At 63.9% G+C, this 24,007-nt stretch carries 22 protein-coding genes and 1 pseudogene; 10 read left to right on the top strand and 13 right to left on the bottom strand.

What is annotated here, in order from left to right; translation table 11 throughout:
- Nucleotides 1-27: 27 nt before the first annotated feature.
- On the top strand, nt 28-1,323 hold the full coding sequence (locus NTD88_RS18235; protein ID WP_095159918.1) for an NCS2 family permease: 1,296 nt from the start codon (nt 28-30) through the stop codon (nt 1,321-1,323).
- The gene (gene trmA / locus NTD88_RS18230) at nt 1,320-2,405 is read left to right on the top strand and encodes a tRNA (uridine(54)-C5)-methyltransferase TrmA (RefSeq protein WP_262154104.1); all 1,086 of its coding nucleotides are present in this window, start codon (nt 1,320-1,322) and stop codon (nt 2,403-2,405) included. The genes NTD88_RS18235 and trmA overlap by 4 nt, the downstream gene beginning before the upstream one ends.
- A 35-nt stretch (nt 2,406-2,440) precedes the next feature.
- Here the strand turns inward: trmA and NTD88_RS18225 are convergent, their stop codons facing one another.
- Nucleotides 2,441-3,595: an alkaline phosphatase family protein gene (locus NTD88_RS18225; protein WP_262154107.1), complete on the bottom strand. Its 1,155-nt coding sequence runs from the start codon at nt 3,593-3,595 to the stop codon at nt 2,441-2,443.
- Nucleotides 3,596-3,758: 163 nt separating this feature from the next.
- Here NTD88_RS18225 and NTD88_RS18220 point away from each other — a divergent pair, with 163 nt between their 5' ends.
- A complete protein-coding gene (locus tag NTD88_RS18220) occupies nt 3,759-4,619 on the top strand; it encodes a shikimate dehydrogenase (protein ID WP_410017066.1) in 861 nt (286 codons plus the stop codon).
- Nucleotides 4,620-4,652: 33 nt separating this feature from the next.
- Here the strand turns inward: NTD88_RS18220 and NTD88_RS18215 are convergent, their stop codons facing one another.
- Together NTD88_RS18215 and quiC are read right to left on the bottom strand one after the other, a co-directional pair.
- Nucleotides 4,653-5,321 carry a TetR/AcrR family transcriptional regulator gene (locus tag NTD88_RS18215; RefSeq protein WP_095159922.1) on the bottom strand — a complete coding sequence of 223 codons (669 nt, stop codon included), beginning with the start codon at nt 5,319-5,321 and terminating at the stop codon, nt 4,653-4,655.
- Nucleotides 5,322-5,492: 171 nt separating this feature from the next.
- Nucleotides 5,493-7,409, bottom strand: coding sequence for a 3-dehydroshikimate dehydratase QuiC (quiC, locus tag NTD88_RS18210; protein WP_095159923.1), 1,917 nt, complete (start codon nt 7,407-7,409; stop codon nt 5,493-5,495).
- A 288-nt stretch (nt 7,410-7,697) separates the two neighbouring features.
- Between quiC and NTD88_RS18205 the strand changes: the two genes are divergently transcribed.
- Nucleotides 7,698-9,038, top strand: coding sequence for an MFS transporter (locus NTD88_RS18205; protein WP_095159924.1), 1,341 nt, complete (start codon nt 7,698-7,700; stop codon nt 9,036-9,038).
- Between the two features lie 67 nt (nt 9,039-9,105).
- On the opposite strand, the gene NTD88_RS18200 is transcribed toward NTD88_RS18205, so the two are convergent.
- The 3 genes from NTD88_RS18200 to NTD88_RS18190 form a co-directional block, all read right to left on the bottom strand.
- The gene (locus NTD88_RS18200; RefSeq protein ID WP_095159925.1) at nt 9,106-9,966 is read right to left on the bottom strand and encodes a DMT family transporter; all 861 of its coding nucleotides are present in this window, start codon (nt 9,964-9,966) and stop codon (nt 9,106-9,108) included.
- Nucleotides 9,967-10,054: 88 nt separating this feature from the next.
- A complete protein-coding gene (locus NTD88_RS18195; protein WP_095159926.1) occupies nt 10,055-10,873 on the bottom strand; it encodes a sugar phosphate isomerase/epimerase family protein in 819 nt (272 codons plus the stop codon).
- Nucleotides 10,874-11,003: 130 nt separating this feature from the next.
- Nucleotides 11,004-11,780, bottom strand: a complete 777-nt coding sequence (locus tag NTD88_RS18190; RefSeq protein ID WP_262154109.1) for an IclR family transcriptional regulator — start codon at nt 11,778-11,780, stop codon at nt 11,004-11,006.
- 173 nt (nt 11,781-11,953) lie between these two features.
- Here NTD88_RS18190 and NTD88_RS18185 point away from each other — a divergent pair, with 173 nt between their 5' ends.
- A complete protein-coding gene (locus NTD88_RS18185) occupies nt 11,954-13,669 on the top strand; it encodes an FAD-dependent oxidoreductase (protein ID WP_262154110.1) in 1,716 nt (571 codons plus the stop codon).
- Here NTD88_RS18185 and NTD88_RS18180 read toward each other — a convergent pair whose 3' ends face one another.
- On the bottom strand, nt 13,670-14,074 hold the full coding sequence (locus NTD88_RS18180) for a VOC family protein (RefSeq protein ID WP_095159929.1): 405 nt from the start codon (nt 14,072-14,074) through the stop codon (nt 13,670-13,672). It lies immediately after the preceding gene.
- 59 nt (nt 14,075-14,133) lie between these two features.
- On the opposite strand from NTD88_RS18180, the gene NTD88_RS18175 reads away from it, so the two are divergent.
- A complete protein-coding gene (locus NTD88_RS18175; RefSeq protein ID WP_175653304.1) occupies nt 14,134-14,439 on the top strand; it encodes a putative quinol monooxygenase in 306 nt (101 codons plus the stop codon).
- Nucleotides 14,440-14,485: 46 nt separating this feature from the next.
- On the opposite strand, the gene pcaG is transcribed toward NTD88_RS18175, so the two are convergent.
- Together pcaG and pcaH are read right to left on the bottom strand one after the other, a co-directional pair.
- Nucleotides 14,486-15,091: a protocatechuate 3,4-dioxygenase subunit alpha gene (pcaG, locus tag NTD88_RS18170; RefSeq protein WP_095159931.1), complete on the bottom strand. Its 606-nt coding sequence runs from the start codon at nt 15,089-15,091 to the stop codon at nt 14,486-14,488.
- A gap of 13 nt (nt 15,092-15,104) precedes the next feature.
- On the bottom strand, nt 15,105-15,824 hold the full coding sequence (gene pcaH, locus NTD88_RS18165) for a protocatechuate 3,4-dioxygenase subunit beta (RefSeq protein WP_095159932.1): 720 nt from the start codon (nt 15,822-15,824) through the stop codon (nt 15,105-15,107).
- A gap of 207 nt (nt 15,825-16,031) precedes the next feature.
- Here pcaH and NTD88_RS18160 point away from each other — a divergent pair, with 207 nt between their 5' ends.
- The 3 genes and pseudogenes from NTD88_RS18160 to NTD88_RS29300 all read left to right on the top strand — a co-directional run bounded on the left by NTD88_RS18160 (nt 16,032) and on the right by NTD88_RS29300 (nt 19,038).
- Complete coding sequence (locus NTD88_RS18160) at nt 16,032-16,910, top strand: neutral zinc metallopeptidase (RefSeq protein WP_095159933.1); 879 nt, start codon at nt 16,032-16,034, stop codon at nt 16,908-16,910.
- Between the two features lie 208 nt (nt 16,911-17,118).
- Nucleotides 17,119-18,183, top strand: a pseudogene (locus NTD88_RS29305) (methyl-accepting chemotaxis protein); the annotation flags it as partial.
- A complete protein-coding gene (locus NTD88_RS29300) occupies nt 18,175-19,038 on the top strand; it encodes a methyl-accepting chemotaxis protein (protein WP_371864354.1) in 864 nt (287 codons plus the stop codon). The pseudogene NTD88_RS29305 and the gene NTD88_RS29300, both read left to right, overlap by 9 nt.
- Before the next feature lie 175 nt (nt 19,039-19,213).
- Here the strand turns inward: NTD88_RS29300 and ggt are convergent, their stop codons facing one another.
- The 3 genes from ggt to NTD88_RS18140 form a co-directional block, all read right to left on the bottom strand.
- Nucleotides 19,214-20,881 carry a gamma-glutamyltransferase gene (ggt, locus tag NTD88_RS18150; protein WP_262154111.1) on the bottom strand — a complete coding sequence of 556 codons (1,668 nt, stop codon included), beginning with the start codon at nt 20,879-20,881 and terminating at the stop codon, nt 19,214-19,216.
- An 81-nt stretch (nt 20,882-20,962) separates the two neighbouring features.
- Nucleotides 20,963-21,859, bottom strand: coding sequence for a LysR family transcriptional regulator (locus NTD88_RS18145; protein ID WP_262154112.1), 897 nt, complete (start codon nt 21,857-21,859; stop codon nt 20,963-20,965).
- A gap of 65 nt (nt 21,860-21,924) precedes the next feature.
- On the bottom strand, nt 21,925-22,515 hold the full coding sequence (locus tag NTD88_RS18140; protein ID WP_262154113.1) for an NAD(P)H-dependent oxidoreductase: 591 nt from the start codon (nt 22,513-22,515) through the stop codon (nt 21,925-21,927).
- Between the two features lie 190 nt (nt 22,516-22,705).
- Here NTD88_RS18140 and NTD88_RS18135 point away from each other — a divergent pair, with 190 nt between their 5' ends.
- Nucleotides 22,706-23,020, top strand: a complete 315-nt coding sequence (locus NTD88_RS18135) for a putative quinol monooxygenase (protein ID WP_095159938.1) — start codon at nt 22,706-22,708, stop codon at nt 23,018-23,020.
- On the opposite strand, the gene NTD88_RS18130 is transcribed toward NTD88_RS18135, so the two are convergent.
- Nucleotides 23,010-23,774: a sulfite exporter TauE/SafE family protein gene (locus tag NTD88_RS18130; protein WP_262154114.1), complete on the bottom strand. Its 765-nt coding sequence runs from the start codon at nt 23,772-23,774 to the stop codon at nt 23,010-23,012. The genes NTD88_RS18135 and NTD88_RS18130 overlap by 11 nt on opposite strands.
- Between the last annotated feature and the right edge of the window lie 233 nt (nt 23,775-24,007).

The following is a 24,007-nucleotide window of genomic DNA, read 5'->3' as shown; positions in this document are numbered from 1 at the left end:
GTCACATCGCGCCACGGGGAGCAGGGCATGCTGGAAAGGCTGTTTCAACTAAAAGCACACAACACCAATGTGCGGACCGAGATCCTGGCGGGCGTCACCACGTTCCTGGCCATGGCCTACATTCTCTTCGTCAACCCGAGCATCCTCGGCGAGACCGGCATGGACAAGGGCGCGCTGTTCGTCGCCACCTGCCTGGCCGCGGCCATCGGCTCGACCACCATGGGCCTGATCGCCAACTACCCGATCGCCCTGGCGCCGGGCATGGGCCTGAACGCCTTCTTCACCTACACCGTGGTGCTGCACCTGGGCCACACCTGGCAGGTGGCGCTGGGCGCGGTGTTCATCTCGGCGGTGATGTTCTTCCTGCTGTCGATCTTCCGTATCCGCGAATGGATCGTGAACAGCATCCCGCTGCCGCTGCGTTCGGCGATCGCCGCCGGTATCGGCCTGTTCCTGGCGCTGATCGCCCTGCATAACGCGGGCATCGTCGTCGATAACCCGGCCACCCTGGTGGGCTTGGGCGACCTCAAGCAGCCGGCGCCGATTCTCGCCATCCTCGGCTTCTTCCTGATTGTCGCGCTGGAAGCGCTGAAGGTCCGTGGCGCGGTGTTGATCGGCATCCTCGCCGTGACCATCGCCTCCATTGCCCTGGGCGTCACGCCGTTCGAAGGCGTGGTGTCGATGCCGCCGTCGCTGGCACCGACCTTCCTGCAACTGGACATCAAGGGCGCGCTGGACGTTGGCCTGATCAGCGTGATCTTCGCCTTCCTGTTCGTCGACCTGTTCGACAACTCCGGCACCCTGATCGGCGTCGCCAAGCGCGCCGGCCTGATGGGCAAGGACGGCCATATGCCGAAAATGGGCCGTGCGCTGATCGCCGACAGTACCGCCGCCATGGCCGGTTCGCTGCTGGGCACCTCGACCACCACCAGCTACATCGAGTCGGCGGCGGGCGTCAGCGCCGGCGGCCGCACCGGCCTGACCGCCATCGTCGTCGCCATCCTGTTCCTCCTGGCACTGTTCTTCGCGCCGCTGGCGGGTAGCGTGCCGGCCTTCGCCACCGCGCCGGCGCTGCTGTTCGTCGCCGTGCTGATGGCCTCGGGCCTGGCTGAAATCAACTGGGACGACATCACCGAAGCCGCACCCGTGGTGATCACCGCCCTGGCCATGCCGCTGACCTACTCCATCGCCAACGGCATCGCCTTCGGCTTCATCTCCTGGACTGCGATCAAGCTGCTGTCGGGCCGCCGTGGCGACCTGAACCCGGCGCTGGTGATCCTTTCCATCCTGTTCGTCATCAAGCTGGGCTGGTTCAACGCATGAGTGCTGTCTTCGACCCTTCTACCTACGACCAGCAAATCGCGGCCAAGGTCGAGCGCCTGCGCGAGTTGCTGGCGCCGTTCGACGCGCCGGAACCGGCGGTATTCGACTCGCCGCGCGAGCACTACCGCCTGCGCGCCGAGTTCCGCCTGTGGCGCCAGGACGGCCAGCGCCATTACGCGATGTTCGCGCCAGGGGAGAAACACACGCCGATCCTGATCGACGACTTCCCCATCGCCAGCCTGCGGATCAACGAGCTGATGCCACGCATGAAAGCCGCGTGGCAGGCCAGCGAGGCGCTGAGCAACAAGCTGTTCCAGGTGGAGTTCCTCACCACCCTGGCCGGCGACGCGATGATCACCTTGTGCTACCACCGCCCGCTGGACGCAGAGTGGGAGGCAGCGGCGCAGCAACTGGCCGCCGATCTGGGCGCGAGCATCATTGGTCGCTCCAAGGGCAAGCGCCTGGTGATTGGCCGTGATTACGCGGTGGAAGAACTGCAGGTGGCGGGTCGCAACTTCCGCTACCGCCAGCCGGAAGGCGCGTTCACCCAGCCCAACGGCCAGGTGAACCAGAAAATGCTGGGCTGGGCATTCGAGGCCCTGGGCGAGCGTGAAGACGACCTGCTGGAGCTGTATTGCGGCAACGGCAACTTCACCCTGCCGCTGGCGACCCGGGTGCGCAAGGTGCTGGCCACCGAGATCAGCAAGACCTCGGTCAACGCGGCGCTGCACAACCTGGACGACAACGGCGTGGACAACGTGCGGCTGGTGCGGCTGTCGGCCGAAGAACTGACCGAAGCGCTGAACGAAGTGCGGCCGTTCCGCCGCCTGGAAGGCATCGATCTGAAGAGCTACGCGTTCGGCAGCGTGTTCGTCGACCCGCCGCGCGCCGGCATGGACCCGGACACCTGCGAACTGACCCGGCGTTTCGACAACATCCTGTACATCTCCTGCAACCCGGAGACGCTGGCGGCCAACATTGCCCAGCTCAACGACACCCACCGGATCGAGCGGTGTGCGTTGTTCGATCAGTTCCCGTACACCCACCATATGGAAAGTGGGGTGTTGCTGGTTCGGCGGTGATCACGGTCGGGCCTGCTTTGCAGGCCCGACAGCTATCACGCCATCAACAACGGCACCAACTGATCCGCATCGGTCAACGCCCCATGGTGCCCCTGCCAACGACTGGCATCGCGCTCCACCTCGCTGCGAATGATTCCGCCGGCCCCGGTCGGGATCACGATCAGGTCGCCAATCCGCGCCTCCGCCTGGCTCAACACCACATCGCCGAACAGCCCGCTGCCAATCGCATCGGCCTTGCTCAACACCTGATAACCGTCTCCCAACCGTCCGCGCCAGCGCTCCTGCACCCGATCCTGATGGAGCCCGCCGGTGTAGACATGCCGTGCGCGAATATCCCCGGCCAGCGCCAGCACATCCTCTTGAAGCCCCGGCTCGCGATCGAAATCCACCACCGCGGCACTGTCCAGCGCCAGCATGCCGTGGTCCGCCGTCACTAGCAGTTGCGCGCCAGCGGGTAGCTGACGGTAGATGCTTTCGGCCAGCCGGTCGGCGTTGCGCAGTTGCACCAGCCACTGCTCGGTGCCAGGGCCGCAGAGGTGCCCGACAAAATCCAGGTCGCCGAAATAGGCAAAGCAGAACGACGCCGCATCCAGCGTCAGGGCCTGACGCACCAGCGCCGGGTAGGCCTCGTAGCCCGGCGCACCGAGAATCTGCGCGCCTTTGTAGATCGCCCGGGTATAGGCGGAATCGGCAAAGCGTGCCGACATCACCGTGCTGATCCGCAAGCCCTGTTCGGTGGCCTGCTCCCAGGCGGTCTGCGGAACGATGAACTGTTCCGGCGGCGGTGGCGCCGTGACCTGCCGTTCAGACGCGAAGGGCGCGCAGGTCCAGCTCAGCGGTGAAAACTCGCTGCCGGCATCCAGGGCAAAGCTGCAACCGACGATGCCATGAGCGCCGCTGCCCAGGCCCGACGCCAGCGCCGCCAGGCTTGACGCGGTGGTCGCGGGAAAACCGACGCGGAACACCCCTTCCGGGCGCATCAGCGAGGCGAGAAACGGCGCATGCCGGGCATGCTCCTGAAGCAGGTGCTGGCCCAGCCCGTCGATCAACAGCAGGCAGGTCGCGGGCGACGGCGCCAGGCCGAACGGATTGCGAAAACCCTCCGCCCCCAGCCCCGACAGGATCGACTGAGTAAGACTGGCCAGCCCCGGCCACGTCAGTTCATCCGTCACTTGTGCTTGAAAAGCCATCCTTCGCCCCTCCTCCTCTGATGAACCACAAGGTTTAGCACAGCCTGTTCGATCAGCGAACACTTATGACACTGGCCGATTGATTCCTGTTAACCAACCGGTACATTTTAGCGGGACCCTCCTCCCCGACTTTTTCCCAAGAACAACAACGGAGTCTTTACCGATGAATCTGGCCAAACCGCCCGGCATTCTCGCCGGCCTTATCGGCGCGGGCATCCAGGCCTCGCGCACCCCCGCGCTGCACGAGCACGAAGGCGCCGCCCAAGGCTTGAATTACCTTTACCGGTTGATCGACCTGGACCAGCTCAAGCTCGACAGCACGGCTCTTGAAGAACTGCTGACCGCCGCCCAGTACATGGGCTTCACCGGCCTCAACATCACCTTCCCGTGCAAGCAGGCGATTCTGCCGCTGCTCGATGAACTGTCCCCGGAAGCCCGCGGCATCGGCGCGGTCAATACCGTGGTGCTCAAGGACGGCCGCCGCATCGGCCACAACACCGACTGCCTCGGTTTCGCCGAAGGTTTCCGCCGCGGCCTGACGGATGTCTCGCGTCAGCGCGTGGTGCAGATGGGCGCCGGTGGCGCAGGCGCGGCAGTGGCTCATGCCCTGCTGAGCGAAGGCGTGGAACAACTGACGGTGTTCGATGTGGAAACCGAGCGCGCCCAGGCCCTTGTGGATAACCTCAACCAGCACTTCCCGGCGGCCCCGGCGAAAGTCGGCCACGACCTGGAAAGCGCCATGGCCCAAGCCTGCGGGCTGGTCAATACCACGCCGATGGGCATGGCCAAGCTGCCCGGCATGCCGGTGCCCAAGGCGCTGCTGCGGGCTGAATTGTGGGTCGCGGAAATCGTCTATTTCCCGCTGGAAACCGAACTGCTGCGCGAAGCCCGGGCGCTGGGCTGTCGCACGCTCAATGGCGGCACCATGGCGGTGTACCAGGCGGTCAAGGCGTTCGAGCTGTTCAGTGGCGTGCAGCCCGATCCGGAACGGATGACCGGGCACTTCCACAGCCTGGGTAACTGAGGACCATCGCGGGCCGCGCCCGCGATGAACACATCAGGCCTGCAGGTAACGCAGGACCGACTCGCAGATCATTTCCTTGTGCCGGGCCTTCACGGCCTGGTCCTCGAAATCGATCTGGAAGATTTCACCGAAGGTGTGACGGTTCGACACCCGGTAGAAACAGAACGAACTGATCAGCAGGTGCACATCCAGTGCATCCAGCCCCTCGCGGAACAACCCTTCGCTTGCCCCCCGAAGCAGAATCTCGTTCAACGCCTTGAGCACCGTGTTGTTCATCGAACGAATCGCCGAAGACTGCTTCACGAACTCGCCGTGGTGCATGTTCTCGTTGCAGACGATGCGCACGAAATCGACATTGCGGTCGTGGTGATCGAAGGTGAATTCGATCAGCCGGCGGATGCCCTGGCGGGGCTCCAGTTCAGCAAGGTGGAGGTTGCTTTCGGTGCTGCGGATATCGCCGTAGAGCTTCTCCAGCACTTCGACGTACAACTGCTCCTTGCTGTTGAAGTAGTAATAGATCATCCGCTTCGAGGTCTGGGTGCGCTCGGCGATGGCGTCGACGCGCGCACCGGCCAGTCCCTGATGGACGAACTCGGTGATCGCCGCCTGGAGGATGTTCTCGCGGGTTTTTTCCGGATTGTTCTTGCGACCTTTGCGTGGCGCGGTTTCGGGCGCGACGTAAAGTGCTGGAGTGGTTGTCATACGCAGCTCATGGCCTTCGATTAACCGCGCAATTATGGGCCTCGGTTGCGTCAGAAGAAAGCCTTGCAGGTGTAGGGGATTTTGCATTGACCCCATCGCGAGCTCGCTCCTACAGCTGTAGGAGCGAGCTTGTCGGGGGCGCCGAACCGTCGCGATGTACGCTCAATCGAATCAGAGCTTGGCGTGCCGCAACCCGCCCGCCCGGGCCTTGGCCATCGCCGCCAGGCGCACCGCCACGTTCGCCGCGCCATACCCGGCATAACCATTGCGCCGCTGAATCACCTCGAAGAAGAAACGCTCCTCGAACGGCTCGGTGTAGACGTGGAACAGCTCGCCACCGTTGGCATCACGGTCATACAGCACGTTGTAGTACGCCAGCTCGCTGAGGAACTCGTCGTCGAAATCAAAACGCGCGGCGAGGTCGTCGTAGTAGTTCAGCGGAATGTCCAGCAGGGCCACGCCGGCTTCCTTGGCACGCTTGACCGCGGAGAAGATGTCCTCGCAGTCGAAAGCGATATGGTGCACGCCCGAACCACGGTAGTTGGACAGCGCATGGGAGATCGCGGTGTTGCGGTTCTCGGAGATGTTCAGCGGCAGGCGAATGGTGCTGCACTTGCTGCGCAGGGCGCGGCTCTTCACCAGGCCATACGGGTCGGGCAACACCACTTCGTCGTCAGCGGTGAAGTCCAGCAGGCTTTTGTAGAACAGCACCCAGTTATCCAGGCTGTCGGCCGGCAGGGCCATGGCCATGTGGTCGATGCGGGTCAGGCCGAGGCTGGTCGGTGCCGGCTGGCCGTTGAGGCTGAAGTCGGTGTCGTAGATGGTGCGGCCATCGACATCCTGGTCCACCAGGTAGATCAGGCTGCCGTCCGGCGCGCGCACTGCCGCCAGCTCACGCTCGTTCGGGCCGACCAGGCCGCGATAAGGCTGGCCGTGATAAGCCACGGCGCGGGCCAGGGCCTTGGCGCTGTCCTTGACCCGCACGGCCGTGGCGCACAGCGACGGGCCGTGGCTTTCGAAGAAGTTGTGGGCGAAGGAATAGGGCTCGGCGTTGAGGATCAGGTTGATATCGCCCTGACGCAGCAAGCTGACGTTCTTCGAACGGTGCTGGCCAACGCGGGCGAAGCCCAGTTGCTCCAGCCAGTTGCCGAGCTTGGCGCCCAGCGCGTCGTCCACGGCGAATTCAAGGAATTCGATGCCGTCGTAAGCGCCGACCGGTGGCGTGCTGAACAGCAGGTCCGGCTCGACGGCCACTTCGGGCGCGACCTGGGCCAGACGCTCGCGGGTCTTCTCTTCCAGGTACAGCAACGAGCGCAGGCCGTCGGCGGCGTTGGCCCGTGGCGGCGCGGCGCGGAATCCATCGTTGAAGATTTCCAGCGACAGCGGGCCGCGATAGCCAGCCTGCAGGATCGGCGCGAGGAACGCCGGCAGGTCGAATTCGCCCTGGCCGGGGAAGCAGCGGAAATGCCGGCTCCACTCCAGCACGTCCATCGCCAGGATCGGCGCGTCGGCCATCTGCACGAAGAAGATCTTGTCACCCGGAATCTTGGCGATGCCGCTTGGGTCGCCTTTGATCGAGTAGGTGTGGAAACTGTCGAGAATCATGCCCAGGCTGCGGTGATCGGCCTCGCGCACGATGTCCCAGACCTGCTCCCACTGGTTGACATGACGCCCCCAGGCCAACGCTTCGTAACCGATGCGCAGATCACGGGCGCCGGCACGTTCGGCCAGCAGGCGCAGGTCGTCCACCAGAATCTGCCGCTCGCCCAGGGCGTCGGCGGCGACGTTGCTGCAGACCAGCACCAGATCGGTGCCCAGTTCCTGCATCAGGTCGAACTTGCGCTCGGCGCGGTCGAGGTTGCGCGACAGACGGTCGCGGCGGCAGCCCTCGAAGTCGCGGAACGGCTGGAACAGGGTGATCGCCAGGCCCAGATCGGCGCAGCGCTGGCGGATCTCACGGGGGCTGCCGTCGTAGTACAGAAGGTCGTTTTCGAAAATCTCCACGCCGTCGAACCCGGCGGCGGCAATGGCTTCGAGCTTTTCTGGCAAAGTGCCGCTCAAGGACACGGTGGCAATCGAACGCTGCATCTTCAGTCTCCAACGGGCAGGCAGTGCCCCAACTGTGACGAATTATTGGCCGGCGCGGAAAACACCTCAACCAAAAGGTACGAACCGGTTAGTTTTGTGTGCGATTATCGCCCGAAATGCGCTGTGACGAATTGACCCTTTTTTGAGCAGTGCGCACCATTTCCATCCATGAAGCGGGTACTCATCGGCCACCTGACCGGGACGATCCTGCCAAGTAATCCACATGCACTACGTTTTCTTGCGTCACCCAGGCTCGACCCATAAACATAAAAATACGGGTAACCCACGATGATACAAAGCTCCAGCAATCCCGCAGCCCAGCCTCTGGGCAACACCCCGCACGCAGGAATGGGCGACAAGATCCGCGGCGCCATGGCCGTGGGCAAGACCCGCTGGGTCATGCTTGCCCTGGTGTTCTTCGCCACCACCCTGAACTACATCGACCGCGCCGCCCTCGGCGTCATGCAGCCCATCCTGGCCAAGGAAATGAGCTGGACGGCGATGGACTACGCCAACATCAACTTCTGGTTCCAGGTCGGCTACGCCATCGGCTTCGTGCTGCAGGGCCGCTTGATCGACAAGGTCGGCGTGAAGAAGGTGTTCTTCTGCGCCGTACTGCTCTGGAGCCTGGCTACCGGCGCTCACGGCCTGGCCACCTCGGCGGTCGGCTTCATGGTCTGCCGGTTCATTCTCGGCCTGACCGAAGCGGCCAACTACCCGGCCTGCGTCAAGACCACCCGCCTGTGGTTCCCGGCCGGTGAGCGCGCCGTCGCCACCGGTATCTTCAACGCCGGCACCAACGTTGGCGCCATGTTCACGCCGATGCTGCTGCCACTGATCCTCACCGTGTGGGGCTGGCAGGCCGCGTTCATGGCCATGGGCGCACTGGGTCTGGTCTGGGTCACCTTCTGGGGCCTGAAGTACTTCAACCCTGAAGAACACCCGACCGTGAGCAAAGCCGAACTGGCTTACGTCCAAGGCGAAGCCGAACCTGAGCAGAAAGGCGTGCCGTTCTCGCGCATCCTGCGTATGCGTGGCACCTGGGCCTTCGCCCTGGCCTACTCGATCACCGCGCCGGTGTTCTGGTTCTACCTGTACTGGCTGCCACCGTTCCTGAACCAGCAATACAGCCTGGGCATCAGCGTTACCCAAATGGGTATCCCGCTGATCGTGATCTACCTCAGTGCCGACTTCGGCAGCGTCGGCGGCGGCATCCTCTCCTCGTTCCTCATCGGACGCGGCGTGGCACCGGTCAAGGCGCGCCTGATGTCGATGGCCCTGTTCGCCGCCACCATCATCGGCGTGATCTTCGCCGCCGGCGCCAGCAGCCTGTGGATCGCGGTACTGGCCATCTCCCTGGCGATCGCCGCGCACCAGGCCTGGACCGCCAACATCTGGAGCCTGGTGATGGACTACACGCCCAAGCACATGATGAGCACCGTGTTCGGCTTCGGCGGCATGTGCGCGGCCATCGGCGGCATGTTCATGACCCAGATCGTCGGCTACGTGCTGACCGTCACCAACAACAACTACAGCATCCTGTTCACCATGATCCCGGCGATGTACTTCATTGCCCTGACCTGGATGTACTTCATGGCACCGCGCAAAGTGCCTAAAGTCGACATCTGATTCCTCCGCAACATGACGCGGGGCCTGCCCTCTCCGGCAACGGAGCGGGGCCGGCCCCGCGGTCGTTTCAGCGCCGCCGTTGCAACCAGGCCGCCGCCAGCCCGCTCAGGCAGACCACGGCGATACCGGTCATGCCCCACAGGTCCGGCCGCTGGCCGAACAGCACGATGCCCATCAACCCGGCAAACACGATCTGACAATAGCTGAACGGCGCCAGCATCGCCGGGGGTGCGTGGCGGAACGCCTGGGTCAGGAACAGGTGGGCGAGCATGCCGAAGGTGCCCAGGGCCAGGGTCATCAGGCCGTGGGTGAGGCTCGGAACGGTCCAGAAGAACGGCACCAGCAGGCTCATAACCAGGGTGTTGAACACACCGGTGAAGAAATTGCTGGCGGTCGGGCTGTCGATGTCGCTGAGCTTGCGGGTAAGGATCTGATAGAAGCAGAAACAGGTCGCCGAGCCGAGTGGCAGCAACACCGCCGGGGTAAACAGCGCACCACCGGGGTGCACGATCACCAGCACGCCGATGAAACTCGCCAGCACCGCCAGCCATTGCCCGCGCGTCACCCGCTCCTTGAGCAGCGGCATCGACAGCGCCGTGACCATCAGTGGCGCAAGGAAGTTGACCGCCGTCGCCTCGGCCAGCGGCAGGTACTGCAACGCCTTGGTGAACAGCAAACTGCAACCGAGCAGGCACAACGCCCGCGCCGCCTGCAGACCCGGTCGACGCGTGCGCAAGCCACGCAAACCGGCCCGTGGCAGGAAGATCCCGAGCATCAACAAGGTGTGTACGAGGTAGCGCGCCCAGACCACCCAGACAATCGGGTAGAACCCCGAAAGGTACTTGGACATGGCGTCATGGCTGGAAAACAGAAAGGTCGCGACAACGACCAGGAGGATGCCTTTGAACGGCTGGCTGAGAGGGGGCATGGACGGGCTCGGGTCGAAGATTTCGCGAAGGGCTCGGCCGAGCAAGGGTCAGGCCAGGCGGCGCCCGACCTCACCGATGCGCGGGTGACTACAGCACCTGACTGAGAACCTGACGCGTCTTGTCCAGCGCCCACTGCGCGCGCTCCAGCGCCGAGACGCCCTGCTCCAGCAACTGCCGGGTGGGGATTTCCAGGCTCAACGGAATGTCGGGGGAAACGCTGGTCAGCAGCCCGCGCAGGTCGCAATCGCCATCGCCGGGGAAACGCCGCTCGTTACGCGCCTGGCGCAGGATTTCGGCCATATCGTCCGGCCGTGGCCCGGCCACGTCGCACAGTTGCAGGTAGCGCATGCGCGAGGCCGGCACCTGGCGCAGGTCTTCCAGGCGCGAGGCGGAACGATCGAAATGGAAGGCGTCGACCAGCACGCAGCCGTTTTCACGCCCGGCGTTCTCGACGATGCGCAGCGCCTCGGTGAGGTTCTTCGCGTCGGTCCAGGGCATGAATTCCAGGTGCGGGTGGATGCCGTATTTCGCGGCCAGGTCGCAGAGGGCGGCGAAGTTTTCGGTCATCCGCGCCGGGTCTGGGTCATTGCCGGCCACCAGCAGTTCGGTGGCGCCAAACTCGGCACCGACCGCCAGCAGCGCGTCGAAATCAGCGACGCGGGTTTCCGGCTTGAGGCGGAGGATTTCCACGTCCATCACCTTGATGCCGGTATCGCGCAGGCGCTCGGCGGTCTGCCGGCGCAGGTCGGCATCGCGGACCAGCGGGAAATGGTGTTCTTCCGGCGTGGCCGGCTCCAGGCGCAGGCCGACATGGCTGTAGCCGGCGCGGGCGGCGACCTCGACCATTTCCGGTGGCGACAGTTCGAGGACAGTCAGGGCGGCCAGGGACAGGACTCGTTGACTCATTGGCGGGCATCTCTTGGGGTTGTTGTTCTGGATGCGAATATTTAGAACTTGGTTCCAGTTTCAATGCAAGCAGAAAAAAACCGATGAGCGCCTGAACAGGTCAGGTGGTTTGTATGGCCCTAAGCAGAAATCAGACGAACAACTCAGACGCCGGACTCGCCGCCGACAACTCCCGCGTCGCCTCCAGCAACGCCGCCGCCAGCTCATGCATCCGCGCCTCGGTCATCCGCGCCGTCGGCCCGGCAATGCTCACCACGCCCACCGCATGCCCGTCGCGCGGATCCGCCACCACCGCCGCCAGCGCCGACATGCCCACCGCAGAACTCTCCACCACCCAGGCGTAGCCATGCTCACGCGCCACACGCAGGCGCTCCAGCAGCTCGGCATTGGACTTCGGCGCGCCCGGCCCGAAGTCCTCGCGCGGCCCCACGCCCTGGCGTTCCACCAGCAACAACGCCTGGGCATCGCTGAGGCTGGCCAGCCACGCATGCCCCGACGCGCTGTAGAACAACGGCGCATCACGGCCCATGTCCGGGTCGTAACGCAGCCCCGAGCGGGCGCCCTGCGACTTGGCGATCCACGTCTGCCGCTCGCCGTCGATCACGCCCAGGCGCACCAGTTCGCCGCTCTGCCGCGCCAGTTCGTCGAGGATCGGCTGGACGATGTCCGCGCCGCTGTTGGCCAAGTAGCGAAAGCCCTGGGCCACCAGCCGGGTGCTCAGCAGGTAGCGGCTGTTTTCCGGGTTCTGCCGCACGTAACCCAGGCGGATCAGCTCGGCGAGCATGCGGTGGGTCGCGCTCTTCGGAATGTCCAGTTGCTCGGCCAGGGCCTGCATCGGCAACCCGCGAGGTTCGCTGGTAAGGCTTTCGATAAGGCTGAGCGCGCGTTCGATCTGACTGCCGGCCATGGTCATGGTCCCTGAAAATGTTGCCGAATTCTAAAGAGCGCCGGACAAAGCGCAAACCACTGTTCGATCTTCGCCCAACTTCGCGACACAACGCTTGGCAGCGCCGAGGCGATCAGAGAATATGGAATCATGTTCCAAAAACAACAATCCAGCCTTTTCTCCGAGGACGCTCCATGACTGCCCTTCCCTCACACGCCCGCACAGTGGACTGCGATGTCCTGGTGATCGGTTCCGGCGCCGCCGGCCTCAGCGCTGCCGTAACCGCCGCATGGCACGGGCAGAAGGTCATCGTGGTGGAGAAAGACCCGGTCTTCGGCGGCGCCACCGCCTGGTCCGGTGGCTGGATGTGGGTGCCGTGCAACCCGCTGGCGCGCCGCGCCGGCATCGTCGAGGACCGCTCGGCGCCGCGCACCTACCTGGAACACGAACTCGGCGAGCGCTTCAACGCGCCGCTGATCGACGCCTTCCTCGAAGCCGCGCCAAACATGGTGAGCTTCTTCGAGAAACACACCGCACTGCAGTTCGCCGACGGCAACGGCATTGCCGACATCCATGGCGACACCCCCGGCGCCGGCACGGGCGGTCGTTCGGTGATCGCCGCGCCCTACGACGGGCGCAAGGCCGGCAAGCTGCTCAAGCGCCTGCGCCGGACCATGCGCGAAACCTCGTTCTGGGGCATGCCGATCATGGCCGGCAAGGACCTCGGCGCCTTCCTCACCCTGACCCGCTCCTGGCGCTCGCTGCTGCACGTGACCCGGCGCATCGGCAAACACTTGATCGACCTCGCCACCCACGGCCGCGCCCTGCACCTGGTCAACGGCGTGGCCTTGATTGCGCGCCTGGCGAAATCCGCCGAAGACCTCGGCGTGCTGCTCTGGGAGTCGGCGCCCGCCCGGCGCCTGCTGCATGAGCATGGCCGGGTCAGCGGTGCGGTGGTGCAGACCGCCAGCGGCGAAGTGACCATCAACGCCCGCGCCGTGGTCCTCGCCGCCGGCGGCTTCCCCAACGACATCGAACGCCGCAAGGCGATGTTCCCGCGCACGCCAACCGGCCACGAGCACCTGGCCCTGCCGCCGCTCGCCGCCAACGGTGACGGCCTGCGCCTGGGCGAGAGCGCCGGCGGCCGGGTCGCCGACGACCTGCACAGCCCAGTGGCCTGGGCGCCAGTGTCGAAGGTGCCGTACAAGGACGGCAGCGCCGGCCATTTCCCGCACATCATCGAACGCGGCAAGCCGGGGATCATCGGTGTGCTGAGCAACGGCCAGCGCTTCGTCAACGAAGCCGGCGGCTACTACGACTACGTCAGCGCCATGGTCGCCGCCGCGCCGGGCGAGAAGGTCGAGTCCTGGCTGATCTGCGACCACACCTTCCAGCGCCGCTACGGCCTGGGCATCGCCCGCCCGTTCCCGCTGCCGACCTCGGCGCTGGTGCGCAACGGCTACCTCAAACGCGCGGACAGCCTGCACGACCTGGCCAACCAATGCGGTATCGACGCCCGCGGCCTGCTCGACACCATCAGCGAATACAACCGCCACGCCGAGCGCGGCGAAGATCCGCAATTCGGGCGCGGCACCACCCTCTACAACCGCAAACAGGGCGACGCCCTGCACGGCCCCAACCCGTGCGTGGCACCCATCGAGAAAGGCCCGTTCTACGCGGTCAAGGTCGAGCCCGGTTGCTTCGGCACCTTCGCCGGGCTGCGCACCAACGAACACGCGCAAGTGCTGGACGCCCGTCAGCAGCCCATCGAAGGCCTCTACGCTGCGGGTTGCGACATGGCCAGCATCATGGGCGGGCACTACCCCGCCGGCGGCATCAACCTCGGCCCGGCGGCGACCTTCGGCTACATCGCCGCACGCCACATCAGTGGCGTCAGCGCCTACGAATGATCAGTTGAAGCGTTGCCCGGAAATCGCCGGGTGATAGATCGGCTGGACCTTGTTCCCCGCAGGGTCCAGCAGGTGGAAGCTCCAGGTGCCGTCACCATGGGCGAACGGCGTGTCCAGCAAGGTCACGCCGCATTCCTTGAGATAGCCATACCAGGCGTGCAATTCGTCCAGGCTGTCGACCACGAAACCGTAATGATCCACCGCCTGCGCCCCACTGCTGGGTGCGAAGGCGCGGCCCAGCGACAGGTTGTCGTTGCCGCAGGTGAGATAGACCAGGTCTTCGTGGGCACGGTGCAGCACCTCCATCCCCAGCACATCGACATAGAAGCGCTCACAGACTTCAAGGTTCGGCACCAGAATCGCGATATGACGCAGGCCGTTGAGGCGGCTTGGACGAACAGGCATGGTTTCGGCTCCGTTTTTGTATACAATTTTCGCAAATATAAGACAAAACGGAGTTCGACGTGTACAGCCTTCTACTCAAGACCCAGCTTCAGCCCGGTAGCCTGGAGCAATTCATGGATGCGATGAGCGTCAATGCCGCCAGTTCGGTGCGCGACGAACCGGGGTGTCTGGTGTTCGATGTGGTGCGGGACAGGAGTGCGCCGGATCTGGTCTGGCTGTATGAGGTGTACACGGATGAGGCGGCCTTCGAGGCCCATCTGCTGACGCCGCATTTCCTCGCCAGCCGGCCATTGGTGGACCCGCTGATCGTGCGGCAGGAGGTAATCGAGGGGGATGTGCTGGCGTTCAATGCCACGCGGGGATGACAGGTATTTGGGACCACCTTGTGGTCCCAAACAAAGAAGACTCCGATCAGAAATCGAAGAACACCGTCTCACCCTCACCCTGAATCCGGATATCAAAGCGATACGCCGTCTTCCCGTTCAACTCGCAACGCTTGGCCACCAGGGTGGCGCGACGCTGTGGCTGCTCGATCAGGTTCAGCACCGGGTCCTTGGCGTTCGCCTCGGCTTCGTCATCGAAGTACAGACGGGTCTGCAGGTGGATGTTGATCCCCCGGGCAAACAGGCTGACGTTGATATGCGGCGCCATCGGCACGCCGGCGGCGTTGTTCGCCACGCCGGGCTTGACGGTGTGCATGGTCCACTCGCCTTCGTCGAAGGTGGTGGCGGTGCGCCCGAAACCGTTGAACGCATTTTCCACGTTGTAATCGGTGTTGTAGGCGCCGGTGTGGTCGGCCTGCCAGAACTCCACGAAGGAGTCGCGGACCAGGTGGCCATTACCGTCATAGACGTTGCCGAACACCACGATGTGCTCGCCCGGCGCGCCTTCGCGGGCCATCTGGCTCCAGATTTCCTGAGCGCGGGGCGGGTTACCGGCGGCCGCCAGGGCCAGGCCGATGTGGACGTAAGGGCCGGCGGTCTGCGAAGGGGTTTCCGGCAGCAGTTCGATAGGCATGACTGGACTCCTCTCAGCGGTTTTCGAAGTGGGTCTTGCGCTCGCCGCGCAACACGATGTCGAAGCGGTACGCCAGGCAATCCATCGGATTGGCGTTACCCATGTCCAGGCGCGCGATCAGGCGCTGAACGGCGTCCGGGTTGGCGATGGACTTGACGATCGGGCACAGCGGGATCAGCGGGTCGCCTTCGAAATACAGCTGGGTGATCAGACGCGTGGAGATCGACGGGCCGCTGATCGACACGTGGATGTGCGCGGGGCGCCAGTCGTTCGGGCCGTTGCGCCATGGGTACGGGCCCGGCTTGATGGTGCGGAAGCTGTAGAAACCTTCGCTGTCGGTCAGTGCACGGCCGACACCACCGAAGTTGGGGTCCAGCGGCGCCAGGTAGCGGTCGTTCTTGTGGCGATAGCGGCCGCCGGCGTTGGCCTGCCACATTTCAACCAAAGTGTTGGGAATCGGCTTACCGTATTGATCGAAAACACGACCAGCAACGATGATGCGCTCGCCGACCGGCAGGCCACCGTTGTTGAAGTTCAGCAGCAGGTCGTTGTCGTGCTCACCGAAACCCAGGTGGGAAAAGTTCGGGCCGGTGCTTTCGCTGATGGACTGCGGAATGCTGACCAGCGCCTGGCTCGGCGAGCGGGCGATGGAGGTTTTGTAGTCCGGGGTGAAGGCTTTTGGATGCCAGTTTCGATCACGGATAACGAAGCGACTGGTGTCTGTAGCAGACATGCCGTTCTCCTGTTCTTGGATTTATGGAGAGCCCGATCAGGACGGGCGAGGTGGTGTGACAAAGTGTCTCGCGGACCAGCCCCGGCGAATACTGAAAAGAACACCGACAGACATAACCATTTGGTTATGAATAACGACTTAGCCTCCTTGACCAAGGGTCGTGGGCTAACCTTTCATGGCAATAAATCCACCCGGGAGAGACAACCCATGCAATGGCGAAAAGGCAGACGCAGCGACAACGTGGTCGATGCACGGGGCGACAGCCCGGGCGGTCCGCGCTTCGGCGGCGGCAAGGGGCTCACCCTCGGCGCGGTGGTGCTGATCGTCGGTATCGGCCTGCTCACCGGGCAAGACCCGATGCAGATCCTCGGCCAACTCGCCGGACAAATGGAACAAGGCGCCCCGACACAAACCCAGACTGGCCAGAAGCCGGCGGCCAATGACGAAGGCAGCCAGTTCGTCGCCAGCATCCTCGGCGACACCGAAGACACCTGGCGGGCGCTCTTCGCCCAGGCCGGCAAGCAATACAAGGACCCGAAACTGGTGCTGTTCAGCGGCCAGGTGAAATCCGCCTGCGGCTTCGCCACCTCGGCCACCGGCCCGTTCTACTGCCCGGCGGACCAGCAGGTATACCTCGACATGAGCTTCTTCCGCGAAATGGAACAGCGCTTCGCCGCCGCCGGCGACTTCGCCCAGGCCTACGTGATCGCCCACGAGGTCGGCCACCATGTGCAGACGCTGCTGGGCGTCTCGGCCAAGGTCGACGCGGCGCGGCGCAGCGGCCAGCGGGTCGAGGGCGCCAACGGCCTGCTGGTGCGTCAGGAATTGCAGGCCGACTGCCTCGCCGGCGTCTGGGCCTATCAGGCGCAGCAACGGCACAACTGGCTGGAACCGGGCGACGTCGAAGAAGCCCTCAACGCCGCCAACGCCATCGGCGACGACCGCCTGCAGCAACAGGGTCAGGGCCGCGTGGTTCCCGACTCGTTCACCCACGGCACTTCGGCGCAGCGAGTACGCTGGTTCAAGGCCGGTTTCGGCAAGGGTGATATCAACCAGTGCGACACCTTCAACGCCAAGGCGCTCTGATAATCCCCCTGCAAATACCCCTTCTTTTTCCATCCACAGCCCCGCACTTGCGGGGCTTGTCACATTTTGTTGAGTGTTTTTGTCGGTTTTACTGAAAAAGCGTTTCAGCTCCCCGTCTTATCGCCGATAAAAGCTCCTCAACATCCGCTGGCCTCCAAGAAAAACAAATCATCAGCGACCCGATTACACCTTTTCCTGGAGGGAACCCATGAATAGTTGGTTTGCCAACATCAGCGTCAACCTGAAACTCGGCCTGGGCTTCGGCCTGGTCCTGCTACTCACTGCCTTGCTTGCACTGACCGGCTGGAACAGCCTCGACAGCCTGATCCAGCGCAGCAACTGGATGAGCGACATCACCCGCCTCAACAGCGACCTGACCAACCTGCGGGTCGCGCGCCTGCAATACATGCTGGCCAACGGCGACGACGACGCCGCCGGCAACGTGCAGGTCAAGCTCAATGAATTCAGCCAGCAACAGCAACGCTTGCTGAAGACCTTCAAGAGCCCGGAAAACGTCAAGCTGCTGGAAGAGCAGGCGCAGATCATCAGCGCCTATCAGGTCTCGCTGAACAAGATGCGCGCCACCTACAAGGCCAGCGCGACCGCCCGCAGCGACCTGGAAACCACCGCCGCTACCGCCCTGCAACTGATCGAGGGCATCAACCGCGACGTGCTCACCCAGCCGGACAGCGATTCCGCCCGCCTGGAGCAATACCGCGCCGCCAGCGCCGCCAAGGAGCAACTGCTGCTGGTACGCCTGGAAGTCCGCGGCTACATCGCCGACAACACCGCGCAAAGCGAACAGACCGCCCTGCGCCAACTGGACAGCGCGCTGGACCAGGCCCGCCAGCTGAGCCGCGCCCTGCCCAATGAGACCGCGCGCATCCAGCAGTTCGAAACGGCCTTGAGCGGCTATCGAGATGCCCTCAACCGCTACAAGGCGGCTATCGCCGAGATCGGCGTAGCGCGCCAGGAAATGACCGCGCAGGGCTACGACATCGTCAATCGCAGCGAAGCCCTCTACAAGATCCAGCTCGAACGCCGCGACGCCGAAAGCGCCCAAGCCAGTACCCTGCAACTGATCGCAACCCTGCTGGCACTGCTCACCGGCATCGTCGCTGCGGTGCTGATCACCCGCCAGATCACCCGCCCGCTGCGCCAGACCCTGGACGTGGTCGAGCGCATCGCCGCCGGCGACCTGACCCACGAACTGCGCGTCACCCGCCGCGACGAAATGGGCGTGCTGCAACAAGGCATCCAGCGCATGGGCACGACCCTGCGCGAGTTGATCAGCGGCATCCGTGATGGCGTCACACAAATCGCCAGCGCCGCCGAAGAACTCTCCGCAGTGACCGAGCAGACCAGCGCCGGCGCCAACAACCAGAAAGTCGAGACCGATCAGGTCGCCACCGCCATGCACGAAATGGCGACCACCGTGCAGGAAGTCGCGCGTAACGCCGAACACGCTTCCGAAGCCGCAACCGACGCAGACAAGCAGGCCCGGGCCGGCGATCAGGTGGTGTCGCAAGCCATCGCCCAGATCGAAAAACTCGCGGGCGAAGTGGAGCGCTCCACTCAAGCCATGGCGCAGTTGCAGCAAGAAAGCCAGAAGATCGGCAGCGTCATGGACGTGATCAAGTCGGTGGCCGAACAGACCAACCTGCTGGCCCTCAACGCCGCCATCGAAGCGGCCCGTGCCGGCGAGGCCGGACGTGGTTTCGCGGTGGTCGCGGATGAAGTCCGCGGGCTGGCCCAGCGCACCCAGAAATCCACCGAAGAAATCGAAGAACTGGTCGCCGGCCTGCAGAGCGGCACCCAGCAGGTGGCCAACATCATGCTCGGCAGCCGCAGCCTGACCGACAGCGGCGTCGAACTGACGCGCAAGGCCGGCACCTCACTGGAAAGCATCACCCGTGTGGTATCCGACATCCAGTCGATGAACCAGCAGATCGCCGCAGCAGCCGAACAGCAGAGCGCCGTGGCCGAAGAAATCAGCCGCAGTATCTTGAGCGTGCGGGATGTGTCGGAACAGACAGCGGCGGCGAGTGATGAGACGGCGGCGTCCAGTGTCGAGCTGGCGCGGCTGGGGAATCAGTTGCAGTTGATGGTGAGTCACTTCCGGGTGTGAGCATGAGGCTTCAGTCAGGAGACCGGGTAATGGCGACCAGATGCTAGTCGACAGTTTTTCAGCGTTCTCAAGACCGAGCGCCGCGCGGGCGGCGCTCGATCTCAAGAACGCTGGAAAACTTCGGGCTAGCGCCTAGTGGCCATTACTCGATCTTTTGACAAGCGCCTTCTAGCCATTACCTGACCACCTGCCCTACCCCTCTCCCCCGCGGATCCGAAGCCGTCTCCAGCTTGGTCCCCATCACCCGGATCGCCTGCACATCGCCCATCTCCCAGCCCTGGTCCTCAAGGGTGTAGCCCATCTTTTTCAACTCCTGCGCCACCTCACCGGTGAGCGGTGCATACGCGTCGAAATAGATGGTGTCCTTCGGCAGCAACTGGTGATGCACCCGCTGCGCCGCGACGGCTTTTTCCAGCGGCAGGTTGAAGTCGTACAGGTTGTTCAGCACCTGGAAGATCGAGGTGAAGATCCGCGAACCGCCCGGCGTGCCCAGCACCAGCGTGACCTGCCCATCGCGGGTCACCAGGCTCGGACTCATGGACGACAGCATGCGCTTGCCCGGCTCGATGGCATTGGCATCGCCGCCCACCACGCCAAAGGCGTTGGCCACCCCCGGCTTGGAGCTGAAGTCGTCCATTTCATCGTTGAGCAGGAAGCCCGCGCCCTTGACCACCATGCCGCTGCCGTAGTCCCAGTTCAGGGTGTAGGTGTTGCTCACCGCGTTGCCCTGGTTGTCGACGATGGAAAAGTGGGTGGTCTGGTGCGGCTCCAGCCCCGGACGGACTTTCTCGGTCTCGGAAATCGCGTTCGGGTTGACCTCCTTGGCCCGCCGCGCCAAGTACTCGGGCGCCACCAGTTCCGCCACCGGCACCTTGGCAAAGGCCGGGTCGCCGAGGTAATCGGCGCGGTCGGCGAACACCCGTTTTTCGATCTCGGCCAGCAGGTGGATATAGCGCGCCGAGTTCAGTTCGACGCCCTTGAAGTCAGCCGCACGCTGCTCCTTGATGCCCAGCAGTTGGGCCAGGGCGATACCGCCCGAGCTGGGCAGCGGCGCGGTGTAGACCGTGTTGCCGCGCCAGTCGATGCGCATCGGCTCGCGCCACACCGCCTTGTAGTCCTTGAGGTCGTCCTTGCTGATCAGGCCGTTGCTGGCCTGCATCTGCGCCACCAGCAGGTCGGCGGTCTTGCCCTGGTAAAACTCGCTGACGCCCTTGTCGGCGATGCGTTCCAGGGTCTGCGCCAGCTCCGGCTGCTTGAAGGTTTCGCCGACCTTCATCTGGCCGAAGTAGTCGTTGAAGTTGGTGCTGTCCTTGAACAATCCCAACGCATCTTCGCGGTACTGGTATTGCTTGGCGGCGACCTTGAAGCCGTTCTTCGCGTAGCCCACCGCCGGGGTCAGCAGTTCGGACCAAGGCAACTTGCCGAACTTCTGGTGCGCCTCCCACAAGCCCATCACCGTACCCGGCACACCCGCGGCGCGGGCGCCGACCAGGCTCAGGTTCTCGATGATCTCGCCCTTCTCGTCCAGGTACATGTTGCGCGTGGCGGCCTTGGGCGCCACTTCGCGGTAGTCGAGGAAATACGCTTTGCCGTCCACGTACAGGGTCATGAACCCGCCGCCACCGATATTGCCGGCTTCGGGGTAGGTGACCGCGAGGGTGAAGGCCGTGGCGACTGCGGCGTCCACCGCGTTGCCGCCCTTCTTGAGGATGTCGGCGGCAACCTGTGCGCCATATTGATCGGGAGCGGCAACGGCGCCGCCGTCCAGGGTGACTGCATAAGCCGATGCGCTGGCGAGAATCGCCGCACCGAGGCCCAAGGTTCGAAAGATCACAACGCGCATAAAACGTCCTTGGTGTTGTTTTCGTTGAACAACCAGTAAGGACTATGAAGGACGAGTTTTCAAACGCTGAAGGACGTTTCTTCAGCAGGCGTAGGCCGCCAGCTTGCGCTGGATAAAATCGAGGAAGCACTGGATGCGCAGCGCCAGTTGCGAGTTGCGGTAATACACCGCGTTGATCGGTTGGCGATAACCGCTGTTGAAATCGCCCAGCAGCACCTGCAGGCGACCATTGCGGATGTCCTCGTGGGTCATGAAATGCGACAGGCAGGCAATGCCATCGCCGGCCAGCGCCAGTGCGCGCAGGGTTTCGCCGCTGGAGGCGGACAGGTCCGGGCGGATCAGCAAGCGGTCGCCCTCGACATGACGCAGCGGCCAGTGGTTGAGGCTTTCGGTCTGGGTGAAACCGAGCAAGGTATGCCCGGTGAGGTCTTCGACCCGCTGCGGCGTGCCGTGGCGTTCGAGGTAGGCGGGACTGGCCAGCAGGTTCAGCGGGCTGCAGCCGAGCGAGCGGGCATGCAGGCTGGAGTCGGCGAGATCACCGATGCGAATCGCCACGTCGGTGCTTTGCTCCAGCAAATCGATGATCAGGTCGCTGGTGTTCAGCTCCAACTGGATCTGCGGGTAGAGCGCGCGAAACTCCGCTACCCACGGCACGATGGCATGCAGCATGAACGGCAGCGCCGCATTGATGCGCAGGCGCCCGGACGGCGTTTGCTGATGCCGGGAAAGGTGGTCCTCCAGATCATCCATCTGTTCGAGAATGGACTTGGCCCGCTCGAAGAAATACCGCCCCTCTTCGGTCAGGTCCATGCGCCGCGTGGTGCGGTTGATCAGCGTGGTGCCGAGCTTGGCTTCCAGCCGCGACAGGGTGCGGCTGATCACCGAGGGCGTCTGCCCGCCCTGCTCGGCGGCGGCGGAAATCGAGCCGCACTCGATCACCGAGACGAACACCTGCAACTCATCGGACCTGGCTTTCACGGGGCTACCTCACGACACACGACGCGCAGAGTGATAGCCCGTCGCAGCCAGCGACGCAAGTCGCATCACGCCTCGACGCCGAACACCTTCGCCAGGTGGGCTTCATACGCAGCGACCGCGGCCGGCACGTTCGGGCGTTTCATCACGTCCACCGCCAGGTAGGTCGGCAGGCCGCTCATGCCGAGGAACTGGTTGGCCTTGTGGAACGGGAAGTACACCGCGTCCACGCCCTTGCCTTCGAAGAAGTCGGTCGGGTCGTCGAACGCCTGCTGCGGCGCGTTCCAGGTCAGCGAGAGCATGTACTGCTTGCCGTGGATCAAGCCGCCGCTGCCGTACTTCTGCGAGGCATCGGAGCGGGTCCGACCATCGCTGGCGTAAAGGCTGCCGTGGCCGGCGGTGAAGACTTCGTCGAGGTACTGCTTGACGGTCCACGGCGCACCCATCCACCAACCAGGCATCTGGTAGACGATGACGTCCGCCCAGAGGAATTTCTCGACCTCTTCCTGATTGTCGTAGCCGCCGTCGATGTAGGTGGTCTTCACGTCGAAGCCGGCGCGGTCGAGGAAGGCCACGGCGGTCTCATGCAGGGTTTCGTTCAGGCGGCCATCGGAGTGGGCGAATTTCTTGCCACCGTTGAGCAACAGGACCTTTTTCATCATTTGCCTCATCTGTCGGGGTCCTGCCGGGCGTCTGGCCTGGGGACCGGGATAACTGGATGGCGGCAGATTAGTGATGCCGAGGCGACGGAAAAACCCACGCGCGGGCAAAATACTTTTGCCTTAAAAGCACGAATTTACCGCTTATTAATGAAATAAAATCAGCATCCCATACAACGGAGGTCATCCCATGAGCGAACCCTATGGCTTTATCCTCAAAGCCAAGACCCGTCCGGAAAAGGCCGAGGCTTTCGAGGCGTTGTTCCGTGGCTACGTCGAGCCAAGCCGCGCCGAACCCGGCTGCATCGAGTACCACATGCTGCGCGACAAGGAAGACCCGAGCCTGTTCGTGTTCTACGAAATCTGGGCCAGCAAGGCGGCGCTGGACGTGCACTCGGCCCTGCCGCACATGCAGCAGTTCTCCGAGCAGCGCATGGATTACCTGGAACGGGATTTCGATATCCAGTTGATCGAGATGCTCAGCGAGTCCTCGGCTAACCGTTGACCATCAGGTGCGCGCCGAGCAGGCCCAGGCCGATGAAGAAGCAGCGCTTGAACAGCGCCGCGCTGATGCGTTGGCGCAACCATTGGCCAGACAGCATGCCCAGCAGCGCCGGCGCCAGCACCAGCAGCGAGGCCCCCAACGCCTCGCCGCCCAGCGCGTCCTGCCCGGCCAGACCGATGGCGAGCGCCACGGTGGACACCGTGAACGACAGGCCGAGGGCCTGAACCCGCTCATCGCGGTCCAGGTCCAGCGCTTGCAGATAAGGCACCGCCGGAATCACGAACACCCCGGTCGCGGCGGTGATCAGCCCGGTCACTGCGCCACACAGCGGCCCCAGCCAGCGCTCTTGCTCCGGCTTCAGACTGAACGGCTGCAACCACAACCCGACCAGCGCATAGAGCAACAACGCCCCGCCCAACGCATGCACCGCCCACGCCCCGCTGCTGATACCCAGCCAGGCGCTGCCCAGCAGCGTGCCGAAAAACACCATCAGCAGCATCGGCCACAGCCGCCGCAGCAACGCACGCAAATGCCCGCCGCTCGCCAGTTGCCAGACGTTGGTCACGGTCGATGGCACGATCAGCAACGCCGCAGCCTGCGCCGGCGCCATAGCCAGGCCGAGCAGGCCCATGGCGATGGTCGGCAAGCCGAGGCCGATCACGCCCTTGACCGCGCCGGCCAGGAGGAAGGTTGCTATCACCAGCAGTGATAGGGCTGGGCCGATGTCTTGGTAGAAGCCGAGAAGTGTGTTCATGGTGGACATGCTGCCTGCACGCCAATAACTCGCCAATGCGCGAATAGTGAAGCGTGCCTATTGCCTGCAAATAGGCTGATACACAGCTCAGGCGGCAGGTGCGTAATCATCCCGTTACCAATGAGCGAGGTTTTCGGCACGCAGCCAGAGAAATCTCCTGCTTGAATGAATCCACGCACTGGCAATCACTGCGACAGCAAATGTAGATACGGTGTATATACATACTGCGTTGT

Origin of the sequence: Pseudomonas sp. 20P_3.2_Bac5 (assembly GCF_025466035.1) — a bacterium.
Taxonomy (GTDB): Bacteria; Pseudomonadota; Gammaproteobacteria; order Pseudomonadales; family Pseudomonadaceae; genus Aquipseudomonas.
Note: the sequence above shows the minus strand (reverse complement) of the source record. Positions and strands in the feature narration are given on the sequence as shown.

Excerpts from the sequence above, each read along its gene's own strand:
- NTD88_RS18235 (WP_095159918.1), top strand. The coding sequence starts at position 28 with ATGCTGGAAAGGCTGTTTCAACTAAAAGCACACAACACCAATGTGCGG.
- trmA (WP_262154104.1), top strand. The coding sequence starts at position 1,320 with ATGAGTGCTGTCTTCGACCCTTCTACCTACGACCAGCAAATCGCGGCC.
- NTD88_RS18225 (WP_262154107.1), bottom strand. The coding sequence starts at position 3,595 with ATGGCTTTTCAAGCACAAGTGACGGATGAACTGACGTGGCCGGGGCTG.
- NTD88_RS18220 (WP_410017066.1), top strand. The coding sequence starts at position 3,759 with ATGAATCTGGCCAAACCGCCCGGCATTCTCGCCGGCCTTATCGGCGCG.
- NTD88_RS18215 (WP_095159922.1), bottom strand. The coding sequence starts at position 5,321 with ATGACAACCACTCCAGCACTTTACGTCGCGCCCGAAACCGCGCCACGC.
- quiC (WP_095159923.1), bottom strand. The coding sequence starts at position 7,409 with ATGCAGCGTTCGATTGCCACCGTGTCCTTGAGCGGCACTTTGCCAGAA.
- NTD88_RS18205 (WP_095159924.1), top strand. The coding sequence starts at position 7,698 with ATGATACAAAGCTCCAGCAATCCCGCAGCCCAGCCTCTGGGCAACACC.
- NTD88_RS18200 (WP_095159925.1), bottom strand. The coding sequence starts at position 9,966 with ATGCCCCCTCTCAGCCAGCCGTTCAAAGGCATCCTCCTGGTCGTTGTC.
- NTD88_RS18195 (WP_095159926.1), bottom strand. The coding sequence starts at position 10,873 with ATGAGTCAACGAGTCCTGTCCCTGGCCGCCCTGACTGTCCTCGAACTG.
- NTD88_RS18190 (WP_262154109.1), bottom strand. The coding sequence starts at position 11,780 with ATGGCCGGCAGTCAGATCGAACGCGCGCTCAGCCTTATCGAAAGCCTT.
- NTD88_RS18185 (WP_262154110.1), top strand. The coding sequence starts at position 11,954 with ATGACTGCCCTTCCCTCACACGCCCGCACAGTGGACTGCGATGTCCTG.
- NTD88_RS18180 (WP_095159929.1), bottom strand. The coding sequence starts at position 14,074 with ATGCCTGTTCGTCCAAGCCGCCTCAACGGCCTGCGTCATATCGCGATT.
- pcaG (WP_095159931.1), bottom strand. The coding sequence starts at position 15,091 with ATGCCTATCGAACTGCTGCCGGAAACCCCTTCGCAGACCGCCGGCCCT.
- pcaH (WP_095159932.1), bottom strand. The coding sequence starts at position 15,824 with ATGTCTGCTACAGACACCAGTCGCTTCGTTATCCGTGATCGAAACTGG.
- NTD88_RS18160 (WP_095159933.1), top strand. The coding sequence starts at position 16,032 with ATGCAATGGCGAAAAGGCAGACGCAGCGACAACGTGGTCGATGCACGG.
- NTD88_RS29300 (WP_371864354.1), top strand. The coding sequence starts at position 18,175 with ATGGGCACGACCCTGCGCGAGTTGATCAGCGGCATCCGTGATGGCGTC.
- ggt (WP_262154111.1), bottom strand. The coding sequence starts at position 20,881 with ATGCGCGTTGTGATCTTTCGAACCTTGGGCCTCGGTGCGGCGATTCTC.
- NTD88_RS18140 (WP_262154113.1), bottom strand. The coding sequence starts at position 22,515 with ATGAAAAAGGTCCTGTTGCTCAACGGTGGCAAGAAATTCGCCCACTCC.
- NTD88_RS18135 (WP_095159938.1), top strand. The coding sequence starts at position 22,706 with ATGAGCGAACCCTATGGCTTTATCCTCAAAGCCAAGACCCGTCCGGAA.
- NTD88_RS18130 (WP_262154114.1), bottom strand. The coding sequence starts at position 23,774 with ATGAACACACTTCTCGGCTTCTACCAAGACATCGGCCCAGCCCTATCA.